This is a genomic window from Vibrio sp. 1751 (genome assembly GCF_033339895.1).
In the GTDB taxonomy this organism is placed as follows: Bacteria; Pseudomonadota; Gammaproteobacteria; order Enterobacterales; family Vibrionaceae; genus Vibrio; species Vibrio alginolyticus.
In genome coordinates this window covers 1-14,175 of the sequence record NZ_JAWOVM010000094.1, presented here as the reverse complement: position 1 = coordinate 14,175, position 14,175 = coordinate 1, and the positions used below count along the sequence as shown (strand labels likewise).

At 44.9% G+C, this 14,175-nt stretch carries 12 protein-coding genes; 4 read left to right on the top strand and 8 right to left on the bottom strand.

All coding sequences use genetic code 11. From position 1 onward, the window contains the following. Positions 1-396: 396 nt before the first annotated feature. Complete coding sequence (locus R7041_RS20015) at positions 397-1,269, bottom strand: Tim44 domain-containing protein (RefSeq protein WP_005384268.1); 873 nt, start codon at positions 1,267-1,269, stop codon at positions 397-399. Between the two features lie 392 nt (positions 1,270-1,661). Between R7041_RS20015 and R7041_RS20010 the strand changes: the two genes are divergently transcribed. From R7041_RS20010 to R7041_RS20000, 3 genes are all read left to right on the top strand, one after another. Further along, a complete protein-coding gene (locus tag R7041_RS20010) occupies positions 1,662-2,252 on the top strand; it encodes a TetR/AcrR family transcriptional regulator (RefSeq protein WP_005382308.1) in 591 nt (196 codons plus the stop codon). A 13-nt stretch (positions 2,253-2,265) separates the two neighbouring features. Next, positions 2,266-4,140 (top strand): MFS transporter, encoded by a 1,875-nt coding sequence (locus R7041_RS20005; protein ID WP_005382310.1) that lies wholly within the window; start codon positions 2,266-2,268, stop codon positions 4,138-4,140. Between the two features lie 114 nt (positions 4,141-4,254). Next, the gene (locus R7041_RS20000) at positions 4,255-5,184 is read left to right on the top strand and encodes a YeiH family protein (protein WP_154204732.1); all 930 of its coding nucleotides are present in this window, start codon (positions 4,255-4,257) and stop codon (positions 5,182-5,184) included. On the opposite strand, the gene R7041_RS19995 is transcribed toward R7041_RS20000, so the two are convergent. From R7041_RS19995 to R7041_RS19965, 7 genes are all read right to left on the bottom strand, one after another. Then, positions 5,181-5,369: a hypothetical protein gene (locus tag R7041_RS19995; RefSeq protein WP_017634658.1), complete on the bottom strand. Its 189-nt coding sequence runs from the start codon at positions 5,367-5,369 to the stop codon at positions 5,181-5,183. The two genes, R7041_RS20000 and R7041_RS19995, sit on opposite strands and share 4 nt — an antisense overlap. A 100-nt stretch (positions 5,370-5,469) precedes the next feature. Continuing rightward, positions 5,470-6,897, bottom strand: a complete 1,428-nt coding sequence (menE, locus tag R7041_RS19990) for an o-succinylbenzoate--CoA ligase (RefSeq protein ID WP_206949645.1) — start codon at positions 6,895-6,897, stop codon at positions 5,470-5,472. Next, positions 6,882-7,871, bottom strand: coding sequence for an o-succinylbenzoate synthase (menC, locus tag R7041_RS19985; RefSeq protein ID WP_042524032.1), 990 nt, complete (start codon positions 7,869-7,871; stop codon positions 6,882-6,884). Before menC ends, menE begins: the two co-directional genes overlap by 16 nt. Before the next feature lie 125 nt (positions 7,872-7,996). Next, positions 7,997-8,863 carry a 1,4-dihydroxy-2-naphthoyl-CoA synthase gene (menB, locus tag R7041_RS19980; protein WP_206949644.1) on the bottom strand — a complete coding sequence of 289 codons (867 nt, stop codon included), beginning with the start codon at positions 8,861-8,863 and terminating at the stop codon, positions 7,997-7,999. Then, positions 8,856-9,683, bottom strand: a complete 828-nt coding sequence (gene menH / locus R7041_RS19975; RefSeq protein WP_206949643.1) for a 2-succinyl-6-hydroxy-2,4-cyclohexadiene-1-carboxylate synthase — start codon at positions 9,681-9,683, stop codon at positions 8,856-8,858. The genes menB and menH overlap by 8 nt, the downstream gene beginning before the upstream one ends. Beyond that, positions 9,670-11,388 (bottom strand): 2-succinyl-5-enolpyruvyl-6-hydroxy-3-cyclohexene-1-carboxylic-acid synthase, encoded by a 1,719-nt coding sequence (gene menD, locus R7041_RS19970; RefSeq protein WP_017819992.1) that lies wholly within the window; start codon positions 11,386-11,388, stop codon positions 9,670-9,672. Before menD ends, menH begins: the two co-directional genes overlap by 14 nt. Then, complete coding sequence (locus tag R7041_RS19965) at positions 11,385-12,692, bottom strand: isochorismate synthase MenF (RefSeq protein ID WP_206949642.1); 1,308 nt, start codon at positions 12,690-12,692, stop codon at positions 11,385-11,387. Before R7041_RS19965 ends, menD begins: the two co-directional genes overlap by 4 nt. Positions 12,693-12,909: 217 nt before the next feature. On the opposite strand from R7041_RS19965, the gene R7041_RS19960 reads away from it, so the two are divergent. Continuing rightward, entirely contained in the window at positions 12,910-14,124 is a 1,215-nt protein-coding gene (locus R7041_RS19960) for a pyridoxal phosphate-dependent aminotransferase (protein ID WP_206949641.1), read from the top strand. Positions 14,125-14,175: the final 51 nt, after the last annotated feature.

The window sequence follows — 14,175 nt, the reverse complement described above, 5'->3', positions numbered from 1 at the left end:
CTACAATCAAAAATTGCAACGCAGTTATCGAGTATTTTAACAAGCTAGAATGACCAGTTATTTACTACGATTGGTATAACCTATACTCAATCTCACTAAAGCAACCAACCCCATGTGAAACTCCACAAACAAAAGGCTGAGGAGCAGATCTTTACCCTACAAACAATGTACTAGCTATTTTGATTTTGTTAGTTCGTATGGCCTTAATATGAATGTTCAATATAAATAGGAAAACACTTGAGGACTTACTAGAAAAAGTGGGCTCGCAAAATTACCAAACGGACTCAATTAGTGATGTTTGCATAAAAACACGTACAAGAAATATAAATGATAGATACAAAAAATCCCGCAGGGGATGCGGGATTTTTACTAGTGACTAAATTGGTTTAAAGGTGACTAGCCTTGAATACCAACGATTAACCATGGCGCATTAGGCGCAGTCAAGTCACGCTCTAGGTGCCAGATATCTTCGATTTCTTCTTCAACACCTTCTACTGTGTCACGGTAACGACCGCTAAACTGCAGACTAAGCTGTGCTTTATTTGCATCGTAATCAGCACGGACGATCTCCGCATCAACGTACATTACGTCAGTATGCTGCTCACCGTCGAGCTTCGCGCGCTCTGCTTTTAGGTCTTCAAACAAGCTTGGAGAAACATATTCTTCAATAGTTTCTAGCTGGTTGTGATTCCACGCACCTTGCAGGATTCGATAGTGTTCACGAGAACCATTAATGAACGCTGCTTGGTCAAAACCCGGTGGGTAGTTATGTGGTACGTCTGTTTGAGCGCCAAAACCACCAAAGCCACCATTATTTGTGTTTGGTTGTTGCTCAAAGTTTTGCATGTTTGGTTGCTCAAACTTAGATGCGTTGCCACCAAATGCAGGCTGTTGACGATGCTGGTTCATACTGCCCTGCTTCGCACCTAGCATACCGCGCATTAGTTTAAAGATGACAAAGGCAATCAAACCAATAATTAGGATATCCATAAACTGGATACCTTCAAAAGCACCGCCAAAGAATGCAGCAAGTAGACCACCAGCAAGAAGTCCGCCTAGCAGCCCCCCCATAAGGCCTTTCTTACTTGAAGACTTTGTCGTCTGATCTTTGCCGACCGTATTGGTGTTTTGTTGCTGTTGTTTCGGTGCTGGTGCAGTTTTGTAGCTCTTACCGAAAGACTTACTGCCACCAAACTTCTTCGCTTCCGCGATAGGCGTTACAGCAACAGTAAACATCAATAAAGCAACAATAGAAAATAAACGTTTCATCGTTATCCTTAAAGTTAGCTATCTAAGATAGTGCCCCATTTTCAAGACGAAACAATCGTTGTTTCAAACAGTAGCACGCCAAAGATGATTTTTAAGTCATCATACTCTGTATACCGATTGATGAAAATAGCTTATAGAAGCTGACATGTATCAGAATATTGCCAAAAATGCAGACTGCTCACACTGCTTACAATTCAGCTGAAGGCGCTTGATCAATGTAAAAAAAGTATGGAATAAGTTCACTAATACTCCAGATTGTTTTACTTGAATTAGAATCAGTGACACAGCTCAGAATCCTACACCTTGAGGGCACTTGGACACATTGCCTTGTTGACGGTTAATAGGTAGCTGACTATCATATTGAACGATGTTCAATAAAGTAGTTTGAGAGTATGGCGCGCAGAAACGATCACACCCGAGAAGAGTTAGTGAATTTGACCTTAACAACGGTCAAAAACTTTTTAGATGAGAATTCTTACCACGAACTCAGTCTTCGTAAAATCGCTAACATGATTGGTTACGTGCCAAGCACATTGGTAAATGTTTTTGGTAATTATAATTTGTTGTTGCTTCATGTTGTCGCTCAAACTTTAGATGAGTTATCTCAAGAAGCACGCAAAGCGACTAATGACAGCAAAGACTCCCATCAAGCGCTTTTTGAACTCGCTTATTGCTACCACGATTTTGCTCAAAAACACCCATACCGTTGGCAGTTAGTGTTCGAACACAACATGAATGGAGCAGAACTTCCGGAATGGCATGCCAAACGTATCGATGGTATGACGGGAATGCTAGAGTCACTATTGGCTCAAATCGCACCACATCGTACTGAATCCGAAGTGATTCAAGCGAGTCGAGTCCTTTGGTCTGGCGTACATGGCATTACTTTACTCAGTGTTGATGATAAGTTTTTCTCTAGTGAACCGATTGATGGCAAAGAATTGATCAGTAATCTTCTTTCTAACTACCTCACGAACTGGTAACAAAGGATTATCCATGTCATCCGACAGACAGCCGTCCTTACTTACGCAGAGAAAGTTCCTGCCCTATTTCATTACTCAGTTTTTTGGCGCTTTCAACGACAATATTTTTAAAAACGTTTTGCTGTTGTTTGTCGCATTCGCTGGCTCCAGTGCACTACCTATTTCGAGCAATTTGTTCATCAACCTTGCGGCAGGCTTGTTCATTCTACCGTTCTTTCTGTTCTCTGCTTCCGCTGGCGTATTAGCCGACAAATATGAAAAGTCATGGTTTATTCGTAAGGTCAAACTATTTGAAATAGCCATCATGCTCTTGGGTGCCATCGGATTCATAACCGAAAGTTATGGTGTGCTTTTATTGCTACTGTTTTTAATGGGCACACAGTCAGCATTTTTTGGCCCAGTTAAATATGCCCTTTTGCCTCAAAAGTTAAATGCTAAAGAGTTAGTGCCCGGCAACGCTCTTGTTGAAGCTGGTACCTTTATCGCCATCCTTATTGGCACCTTAGGCGCTGGGATTATAGCCTCTGCAGACAACGCAAAATACCTCGCCGCATTTTGTGTCGTGATCTTCGCATTGTTAGGCTACTTGTCGAGCCGCTCAATCCCCTTTGCTGCAGCCAGCGCACCCAATCTCTCTTTTCGTTGGCAACCATACAAGCAAACCAAACACACGCTCTCTATCGCCAAATCCGATCGAGTTGTTTTTCAATGCATAATGGCAATAAGCTGGTTTTGGTTTTTAGGCGCCGCATATCTAACACAATTCCCGAATTTCACTAAGATTTACCTAAATGGCACCGAGAGTGCGGTGTCTTTCTTGCTCGCTCTATTTTCCATTGGTATCGCGCTAGGGTCGCTACTTTGCAATTGGATCTCAAACCATCGTATAGAAGTCGGTGTTGTGCCAATTGGTGCCTTTGGCATTACGGTATTTGGGTACCTAATGGCCACTTCCATTCCCAATGATCTACCTACTTTCCATAACTTTGTAGACTTCTTTAGATATGAGCCTTTTTGGCCATTATTTTTCTACCTATTGATGATTGGTGCTTCGGGCGGTTTGTTTATCGTGCCTCTTTACGCATTAATGCAGCATCGAGCAAAGGAAACCGAACGTGCTCAAGTCATCGCAGGGCTCAACATCTTTAACTCTCTGTTTATGGTCGGCAGCGCTGTCTTAGGTATTGTGTGCCTAAGTGTAATCAAGATGACAATTCCTCAACTGTTTGCATTGTTAGCCATTTTAAATTTCTTAGTCGCCGCTTACATCTTTTTGCAAATTCCTATTTTTGTAGTTCGCTTTGTCATGTGGATGCTTACGCACACCATCTATCGAGTTAAGCATAAGAATCTACACAACCTACCCGAGCATGGTGGGGCATTGATTGTATGTAATCATGTAAGCTACATGGATGCATTGCTACTTAGTGCCGTATGCCCAAGGTTGATTCGTTTTGTGATGGAGGAAGATTACGCCAACCTACCTCCATTAAGGCGCTTTTTACGTCGAACTGGGGTAATTCCAATTTCAGCGAGTAACAGAAGCTCTATCAGACGTGCATTTAACGATGTGGAAGCTGCGCTAAGCGAAGGTCATATCGTCTGTATTTTCCCTGAAGGAAGATTAACTTCAGATGGTGAAATGAATGAATTCATGCGCGGTATTGATATAATCCTACGTCGTAGTCCAGTACCTGTCATACCTGTTGCACTTAAAGGCTTATGGGGAAGCTATTTCAGCCGCGCAAAAGGTCGCGCATGCTGTGGCTTACCGACTCGATTTTGGTCAAAGCTAGAAATAGAGGCAGGACAACCGGTGCCACCAAACGAGGCAACGGCAAAAACAATGTTCGATAAAGTGCATCAACTTAGAGGCGACTGGCGATAAATACACTTGAACACATGTTTAGGATAACTGAACATGTGTTCAAATCATTAAGACAAACTGACCACACCCAGTGCGATATACTCTCCCTTTCATTCACAACAGCGAATAAAAACCTTGAATAGAAACTACCTCCTGTTTGGATTGGCGTTACTTTTTTGTCTAACCCCTCTTGCCTCCTCTCCCATTGCTCTAGTTATCGGTTTTCTACTCGCAAGTTTTGGTTTTGTGCCTTCCGAGCTGCCCATCGCTTCTTTTACTAAAAAGCTGCTGTCTTACTCGATTATTGGCTTGGGCTTTGGCATCAACTTCGAGCAAGCGCTTACAGTCACATCGGATGGTATCGGCCTGATCATCGCCACTATTACAGGCACACTGATCATGGGCACTCTCATTGCCAGGGTGCTTAAATTGGAGCGAGTAACCGCTTACTTAATCTCATCAGGTACTGCAATTTGTGGTGGTAGCGCAATTGCTGCTGTGGCACCGGCGATTAAAGCGAAAGACGAGCAGATTGGATTAGCACTGGCAACGGTATTTGTCCTGAACTCCATTGCACTCTTTGTGTTTCCTGTGATTGGACATGCTTTAGGGCTAGATCAACACACGTTTGGCACATGGGCTGCGATTGCCATTCATGACACATCTTCTGTTGTCGGGGCTGCCTCGGCCTATGGGGAAGAAGCACTAACGACGGCAACAACATTGAAACTCGCGCGCGCTTTATGGATCATTCCTGTTGCTTTGATCAGTGCCGTCATCTTTTCAAGAGGCCAAAAAGAGAATGGAAAGAAAAAACTAGCTATCCCTTATTTCATTTTTTGGTACTGTGCAGCTATCGCGTTTAGCGACTTCTTTCCTCAATTTGAAATGGTCTATCACGGCATTTTCATTGGAGCAAAGCAAGCGTTGGTTGTATGTCTGTTCTTGATAGGTTGCAGCATTTCAATTTCAAAACTAAAGTCAGCTGGAGCTAAGCCGCTGTTGTTTGGTGTGACTCTGTGGGTGCTAATTTCTACCACTTCTCTAAGTTGGTTACTGTTTTAGATATTGGTGGTCTGCTTATCGCGTTGAGGGGACGGTATTTCCCGTTTGCTATTTTTGTATATAACGACCAACGCAATAGCGATCAAAAATGCCGTTAGCTCTGCAAGAGAGCGGGCTAGCCCTTCACTACTTATCGCGATACCAATTTGTAGTGCTACTGCCGCAATTAAAACTAGCTTTGCCATCCTGAACCTTATGCATTTTCTCTCCACTAAGAAGCATAATTATGATTCAGAGTTATAAGGATACGAAATTCTCTTTATGACTAATACATAGCAAAATTGACTAATGCTGAAGTGATGACAACAGCCACTCTTTCACGGCCTTACGTGAAATTTTGATCCCACCTTCTAGTAGAGTTTCTGGCATTACATGGTATTCCACTGGCCATTTAAACTTCTCTAACTTTGATTGCAAGTGCTGGTCATACTCCGACTTGCTGCGCAATCCATTGGTCTGAATCACAGCTACTGGTCTATGACCAAACTCCGCGTCTTCGACTGGAACCACTATACTCTGCACTACACCATCAATTTGGTTCAAAGCGGCTTCAATCTCTTCACAATGGATATTCTCACCACCAGAGATAAACTGATTGTCGGCACGGCCGATTATCTTTAATTCATCACCTTGCCACTCGCCAAGATCTTTGCTGTCAAACCAGCCTTTCTCATCCAGAAATGGGGTAACATGTCCTTGATGGAAATACCCTGCCGCTAATGTCTTACCGCCAACAAAAATGCGTTGGTCAACTAATTTTATCTTACGGTGCTTCAATACATGTCCAGCATTACTGGTGCTGTCAATTCTCTTTGCGGTAACGGTAGAGGCCGCCTCCGTCATCCCATAACCTAACCACGTCTCAATGCCTTGCCCTGATGCTCGTAGTGCCAACTCATGATCAACGTGACTGCCGCCCAGTAGCACATGTGTCAATGACAAATGTGCATCATCATCCAATAACCGTTTGAGCTGAGTCGCAACCAAAGAAGCGTGTGATACGCCCTGAATATCATCAACAAGTTTCCCTGAACCGACTTTTAGTGTTGCTCCGACATATAGCCAACGATAGACAATCGCTAATCCAGAGACGTGATACAGCGGAAGCGATAACAGCCAAGCATCTTGCTGAGTGAAAATGAACTCCTGCAACAAGCCCTCTGCAGACGCAAGATGCTGTCGATGTGTATGAACCACAGCTTTAGGCTCCCCTGTAGAGCCAGAAGTAAATACTACTGAAGCTAGCCGATCATGATGATAGCTATCTTCAGTCAACGAATCACTCTCTTTCTGTGATACTACAGGCGGTGAAAGCAATGTTGCCTTGAGTTTTTGTATATCATGTTCAGAAAAGGTCGAAGCGCACTCCAGAGAAAACCAGATAAACCGAGTTTGATCAGGCCTGTAAAGTGTAGCAAGCTTACCCTGCAACTTATCTAGTGGTTGTTCCATGGTCAGCGCAGCGAGCGCGCCTAACTGTTTGGAGGCAAGATAAAACAACAGTGTTTCTACTTGGTTCTTGCCAACCAAAGTCAGCACATCCCCCCGAGTTACACCCAAGTCATTCAAATAGTGAGTGTATTGGTCAATACGCTTCGAGAGTTGTTGCCAGTTTAATACTTCTGTTGATGTCTTGAGTGCAATAGAAAAAGGGCTCGTTTGAGCCCAATATTTCCATGGTGCCTTCGCAATATTGTCTACGCAGAATGCCACACAATCTCCTGGTCTTTTAGAGGAAGAACGGGAAGTTCACACTTAGGCCAGCCCTGCTCTAGCTGAGCTTTGAATAAGCCAATCGTATCCAAACCTGGAACTTCATCAGGCAGCTGCCATTGGGCAAAGCGCGCTAATTGAGTTAAACCGAGACTAGATTCAATGCTCGAGCTAATCACTGCTTTCATCCCCAGTGACTTCGCTTTCTCTATCAGTGTAATACAAAAATCCACTGAACCAATGAGTGTGGGTTTGATGATGATCGTTTTCACACCAGTTAGATCTTCAAGACGGAAATCTTCACGACGAACCGCATCTTGCAATGTTTCATCCCAAGCGATAGCAATACCAGTATTAATCGCAAAAGAGAGACTATCGCCAGGAGAGCGGCACGGCTCTTCTAGAAACGTGATTCGTTGACGCAGAGACGGAGCAATGTACTTAGCGAACTGCTGCGCTTTTTCTGGTGTCCAAGCGCGATTGGCATCGAGTCGAAGCGTTAATTGAGGGATTGATTCAAGAAAAAGGTTCACAAGCATGCCATCGCGAATTGGCTCATAAAGTCCAACTTTCACCTTAGCGACTTTCTCACCTTCCATTTCGTTCAGCTTTGGAATGAGCTCATCTGGGTCGCCAGTGCATAGTGGCGCTGTTTGGTATTTACCTTGTTGTGGTAAGCCACCAGCTAATTCAAGCTGTGCCATCGATAAACCAAACGCAACCGACGGGTACATCTTGGCATAATCCACATCCAACTCTGCTACCCAACGCTCCGCCTGTTCTTGTAGCTGAACACCCGCATCTTCGGTGCTCTCTAAGCTAAAACCAGGAAGAGGAGCGACTTCTCCAAGCCCTGTTTTACCATCTTCGGAAAGCGCAACAACATAACCAACACGTTCGGTTAGCTTGTTGTCACGTAGGATGACACCACTATCCATGGGCAAGCTATAACGATAAATTTTCGCTTCACGCATAATTCAAGTCCTATGTAATGCCGTATATTTGAGCGTTCTGACGAGCAATCCCACCAGCCTCCCAGAGGGCGAGGCGCTCAGGAAAAAAGGAACAGAGGAGCTAACACGCTCCTCATTTAGACGGATTATGGGTTGCGAGGGAATTTATCGAAGTCTGGGCGACGCTTCTCGTTAAAGGCATTACGACCTTCTTGGCCTTCATCAGTCATGTAGAACATCATCGTTGCGTTACCCGCTAGCTCTTGCAGACCCGCTTGACCATCACAATCTGCGTTTAATGCAGCTTTCAGGCAGCGCAATGCCATTGGGCTGTGCTGTAGTACTTCACGACACCAACGAACGGTTTCTTTCTCTAGATCCGCTAGTGGTACAACTGTGTTTACTAGGCTCATGTCTACCGCTTCTTGAGCATTGTAGAAACGACATAGGAACCAAATTTCGCGAGCTTTCTTTTGGCCTACGATGCGAGCCATGTAAGATGCACCCCAACCGCCATCAAATGAACCCACTTTAGGGCCTGTTTGACCAAATTGAGCGTTGTCAGCTGCAATCGTTAGGTCACACATCATGTGCAGAACATGACCACCGCCCACAGCCCAACCCGCTACCGATGCGATCACTGGTTTTGGACAAGTACGAATATCACGTTGGAAGTCCAATACGTTTAGGTGGTGCGTACCTTGGTCGTCTTTGTAGCCGCCGTAGTCGCCACGGATCTTCTGGTCACCGCCAGAACAGAATGCGTCTTCACCTAGACCTGTCAGAATGATCACGCCAACACCAGAGTCGTAACGCGCATCTGCCAACGCATCAATCATCTCTTTTACCGTTTGAGGACGAAACGCGTTACGCACTTGAGGACGCGCAATGGTGATTTTCGCGATACCATCTTCAGACTTATGGTAATGAATGTCCTCGTATCTCTCGCCGCAATCTTTCCATTGAACCGGAGCGTAAAGTTCTTCTTCAGAAATGCCTACTGTTTTAGCCATGGTGATTCCCATTGTTCTCGTTACTCTCACCAAAGTGAGACTGAATTATTTGCTTGGTATGTATCGCAAACTGTTTGGGCTGCTCTTGATGGACGTTATGACCAGCGCTTTCAACTTGTCGATACGCCAACCCGCTACGTTGTGCCAGTTGGCTAAATTTTTGGTCTTTCTCACCACACAAGTAATACACTGGTATGTTCTGCTTTTGCAGTGAGGGCAACAAATATGCCTGTTTGGCTAACGATGTCGCCATCAACATATTCGCCACCGCTGAGCCAAGATTATCACTTCGCTTCGCAATGAATGTTTGTCTTTGCTCATGGTTTAGTGAAGAAAACACCGCTTGTTGGTACCAATCGTTCAAAACACGTTCAAGTGGTTCAGTTTTGAAACGCATTGCCCAGCGAGCATCATTCTCTAATCTCACCTGTTTCTCTGACTCAGTTTGAAGCCCGAAGTTTCCCCCTTCAACAATCGCGCCCGCAATATTGAGATCTGGAAAGCATTGATGGGCAATACCATGCATCGCAATGCGGCCGCCCATAGAGTATCCAATCAAAATAAGTGGTTGTTGTGAGGGAAATAATAAAGATAGTGTGGAACCAAGAAGTTTGCAGCAATCATTTAAATCGCAGCAAAAAATAGATTGGCTGCGTCCGTGACCAGGAAGGTCAACCGTAACACGTTCATATTCGGGTAACGCGTTGATACACGATTGCCAGTCTTCACCGCTACCAAACAAACCATGCAAAAACACCAGAGTAGGCAAAATACTACTTTGGTGCTTTTCCGTTGCTGGGAAGCGTTTAGAATAGAGCATGCAAATTCTTGTTGAAGGATTTTAGTTGCTCTACCGCTTGGTTCGATGGCGTTTGAACTTCAACCACTAACGCCCCTTCGCCGCTAGCAAAATGCTCAGAGACTATAGATTGATACTCAGCCAGCGTGTTCGGTTTGCAATACTGTAAACCAAACTGTTTCGCTGCATGTTCAAATTCATAACCATGAGGCATTTGATAGAACGACTCGCGATGCTCTTGCGGTACAGGCAGTAAGTCAAAAATCGCCCCACCATCGTTGTTAGTAATCACCAACACCGAAGGCAACTTGTTGTGCGTAAACAGTGCCAATGAGTTCAGCCCATATAAGGCAGAAGTATCGCCAATAAACATTAACATCGGGTTCTGGCGCGCGCGTTGTACCCCGCTTGCTGTGGCAAACAGCCCATCAATGCCAGACGCACCACGGTTAGTGAAAACCTCTGTGTTATCAAGCTTGCCGAACATGTCGATCAATCGGACAAACAGACTGTTGCCAACAAACAGATCCACACCCTGAGCACGCTCAGCCACATCAATCGCTAACGCAATCTCACTCAGCTCACTCTTAGGGTCAGAAGCAAACAAGCCTTTCGCGTGTTGCGTGACCTGTTTGATGTCCGCGGCAAGTTCATTTGCCCAACCAGCATGTTCTGATGAAAACTCCGTCGTACGTTCAACCCATGAGCTTGGCTGCTCCGCCCAGTGCCATTGTGGTAAGTGGCTTTGGTTATCTCGCTCTAATCGAGGCGATACGTACCAATATTGAATGTCACCACCTTGCTGATTACGTGCTACGTGTTTTTCTAACCAGTGATTAAAACGTTTAGAAATGATTCGACTACCGAACTGCACGATTAAGTCACAGCCATCCAGTAGGCTTGCCAATTTCGAATTCTGCAACCATAAATCAAAATGCGCCCAATCCGAACTGACACCACTTTGTGGATCAGCAAGGACTGGCCAGCCCATTTGCTCTGCAAACGCTCGTGCAGCTTGAGCCTGGACCAGTGGCAAACTACCAATGACCACCACACCTTTGTTATCCCCACAGCTTGGAATTGCACTGCTGGTTTTCGGGTTAAAGCGCTGGCAATACGTCACCTTGCTATCTCGCCAGCCAGCAACGGTATCAAGGTAATCCTGATAGGTACTCTTTTCTGTATTGGAGTACAAAGGCTCTGGAAATGCACAATTAATATGAACGGCACTACCCTGCAATTGCTGAGTAAACATCACTTCGTCAACAGAGGTCAGCAACCAGTTAAGCGACGTTGCTAAATTTGGGCTTGGTAAATTCAAACTGGCCGAAACATGATGTGAAAAAATACCCAATTGATTTATCGCTTGGTTTGCACCACAGCCGACAAGTTCTACTGGACGATCTGCTGTCAGCAGCACCAGTTTTTCACCAGTAAGTTTGGCTTCGGCAACCGACGGTAGTAAGTTCGCCACTGCCGTACCAGAGGTAACGATAATTGCCACTGGCTCCTGAGTAGCTTTCGCTAAACCAAGAGCCATAAAGCCCAGTCCACGCTCATCAAAATGAGTATGAATGGAAAAGTCGGACTGTTCTGCCGCTTCTAAAGTTAAAGGAGTAGAACGAGATCCGGGAGCGATACAAACATGCTTAACGCCAAATCGCTGAAGCTCAATCAATATGGTTTCTGACCAAACTCGATTGAGCACCGCTTGGTCATGACTCATGATGCGACTCCCAATGGCGGATGATCAGAAATCAGCGTAAGTAACGTCGACATTTTCTTATCAAGTTCTGCCCACTCATGTTCTGCCACAGAACCAGGCACAATCCCTGCGCCCGCAAACAGTTGTACTTGATCACCGAGCACAAGCGCGCTTCTGATTGCGACACAAAACTCTGCTCGTTCATGGCTTATGTAACCCATTGACCCCGCGTACCAGCCGCGTGCAAAGGGCTCATTATCAAGAATAAACTGCATGGACTCTTGGCGGGGTAAGCCGGCAACCGCCGCTGTTGGCTGAAGCGCCGATAACAACTGAACACCATTTATCCCCGCTCTTAGACTAGCGTGAATATTTCGCTTAAGGTGCTGCACTTTTCGTAGTCTGACCAAACTCGGTTCAGCTTCCACTTCAACCATTTCAGAATGCGGTGATAGACGGTCAATGATGTCGTCCACCACATACTGGTTTTCGTTGAGGTTCTTTTGGTCTTGGGATAACCAATTCGCCAACTCCATATCTTGAGTGGCATTGTCTCCCCGACCAATCGTACCTGCTAACGCTTCGGTATGTAGCTCATGCCCTACGCGAGAATACAAACGTTCTGGCGTAGACCCCATAAAACTGTGCTTACTGTCTAAGCTCAGCATGAAATGGAAGCTATGATGGTTATTTAAGTAACTTGCTTTAAGTAGCTGTGCAGCACTTAATGTGTTATCAAGCTGCACGGTAGAGCGACGCGCTAAAACCACTTTCTTAAAATCATCATTCTCTATACCAGTCAGAACCTTATGAACTAACTCATTCCATTGATGCTGACTTGGCGTATGAACAATAGAGCGGATGTGAGACGAAATTGGAGCTAAGGTCGCGACCTCACAAACCAGTTTCTTCAACCCAGCTAGAGTTCGCGATTTGTCTTCTGAAATATTAACTGCGAGAGACCACTGTTGGTCAAAACGAATTAACTCAATTTGAGGCAAAAAGAAAAAAGAAGGCATACAGCGACGATTCTTCTCATGCTGTCCATCAAAAGAGCGCCCGCCCCAGATTCTTTGCCCTTCACCTAGAATGGTATAAGCAGGACCTGGCTCAACAAAAGCGTGCAATTGCCCTAGTGCAACGACCTCTTCACGTGTATCGCGGGACTGCCAATAAAACTTAGGGAAAAGTGGTTGTGCATCAAGCCAATCAATAAATGAGAAATTAGGTTTCTCACTAAGGGGCTCGACCAGACGTGTTTGATTGCCTTCCGATTGCTGAACTCGCTCGATAATTCTCTTTACGGCTTGATGGAACTGTGACAAATCAACCTCGTTGTATGTGAGGATAAATGGTAACTGACGGCTACTCTAAGTTTAGACCCAAAGCAAATCAAGGTCGTATGCGATCTTTTGCAAAATCCTGTGATAGCAAGCGAGCAAAACTTAACCAGCAGAAAGATTATTTACAGATATATATTCTAATAAAAAACAAATTATTGTATTTTAATAAAGAAATTAACGAATTTTTAGGAATTAAACAATGCAAAATATCGGGATGTCGTCAAAACTCGACAATGTCTGCTACGACATTAGGGGGCCTGTACTCAAACATGCTAAGCGCATGGAGGAAGAAGGGCATAAAATCCTAAAGCTAAACATTGGTAACCCTGCCCCATTCGGTTTTGACGCCCCTGATGAGATTTTAGTCGACGTGATTCGTAATCTGCCGACTTCTCAAGGCTATTGTGATTCCAAAGGTATTTACTCTGCTCGTAAAGCTGTGGTCCAACACTATCAGCGTAAAGGTATACGCTCGCTAGATGTCGAAGATGTGTATGTAGGTAACGGCGTGTCTGAGTTGATCGTAATGGCCATGCAAGCGCTATTAAACAATGGCGACGAAATGCTGATCCCAGCACCAGACTATCCGTTATGGACAGCTTCAGTTGCACTATCTGGTGGTAAGCCGGTTCATTATCTATGTGATGAAGAGGCTGACTGGTACCCAGACCTTGAAGACATCAAAAAGAAAGTCACACCAAAGACACGTGGCATTGTTCTGATCAACCCGAACAACCCGACAGGTGCGGTATACAGCCGTGACTTCCTACTTGAAGTGATTGAGATAGCACGCCAGCACAAACTGATCATTTTCGCAGATGAGATCTACGACAAAGTGTTGTACGACGGTGCAACACATACCTCAGTCGCCACACTCACTGAAGACGTGCTAGTCATGACATTCAATGGCCTTTCAAAAGCCTACCGTGTTTGTGGTTTCCGTGGTGGCTGGATGTTCTTAACGGGGCCTAAACATCTGGCTCAAGGGTACGTGAATGGCTTGGAGCTGCTTTCATCGATGCGTTTATGTGCAAACGTACCAATGCAACATGCCATTCAAACCGCGTTAGGTGGATACCAGAGTATCAATGAACTGATTTTACCTGGCGGACGCTTGTTAGAGCAGCGCAACCGAGCGTATGAACTGATCAATCAGATTCCTGGCGTTTCTTGTGTCAAACCTAAGGGTGCGATGTACCTCTTCCCGAAAATCGACACTAAAATGTACAACATCAAGAACGATCAACAGATGGTTTTAGATTTCTTAAAACAAGAGAAAGTCTTACTGGTGCAAGGTTCCGGCTTTAACTGGCCAAAACCAGACCACTTCCGCATCGTGACACTACCGCACGTTGAAGATCTAGAAATCGCCATTGGACGTTTTGAAAGATTCCTATCAACCTACAGCCAGTAATGAATCACTGGTAGTAATTAGTGCTGATCTCTCATATGCTTAGAGGAACTC

Bases quoted from the DNA above. Each gene is read 5' to 3' on its own strand.
- R7041_RS19960 (WP_206949641.1), top strand. From the start codon at position 12,910: ATGCAAAATATCGGGATGTCGTCAAAACTCGACAATGTCTGCTACGAC.
- R7041_RS20015 (WP_005384268.1), bottom strand. From the start codon at position 1,269: ATGAAACGTTTATTTTCTATTGTTGCTTTATTGATGTTTACTGTTGCT.
- menC (WP_042524032.1), bottom strand. From the start codon at position 7,871: ATGCGTGAAGCGAAAATTTATCGTTATAGCTTGCCCATGGATAGTGGT.
- R7041_RS20005 (WP_005382310.1), top strand. From the start codon at position 2,266: ATGTCATCCGACAGACAGCCGTCCTTACTTACGCAGAGAAAGTTCCTG.
- menH (WP_206949643.1), bottom strand. From the start codon at position 9,683: ATGCTCTATTCTAAACGCTTCCCAGCAACGGAAAAGCACCAAAGTAGT.
- menD (WP_017819992.1), bottom strand. From the start codon at position 11,388: ATGAGTCATGACCAAGCGGTGCTCAATCGAGTTTGGTCAGAAACCATA.
- menB (WP_206949644.1), bottom strand. From the start codon at position 8,863: ATGGCTAAAACAGTAGGCATTTCTGAAGAAGAACTTTACGCTCCGGTT.
- R7041_RS20010 (WP_005382308.1), top strand. From the start codon at position 1,662: ATGGCGCGCAGAAACGATCACACCCGAGAAGAGTTAGTGAATTTGACC.
- R7041_RS19995 (WP_017634658.1), bottom strand. From the start codon at position 5,369: ATGGCAAAGCTAGTTTTAATTGCGGCAGTAGCACTACAAATTGGTATC.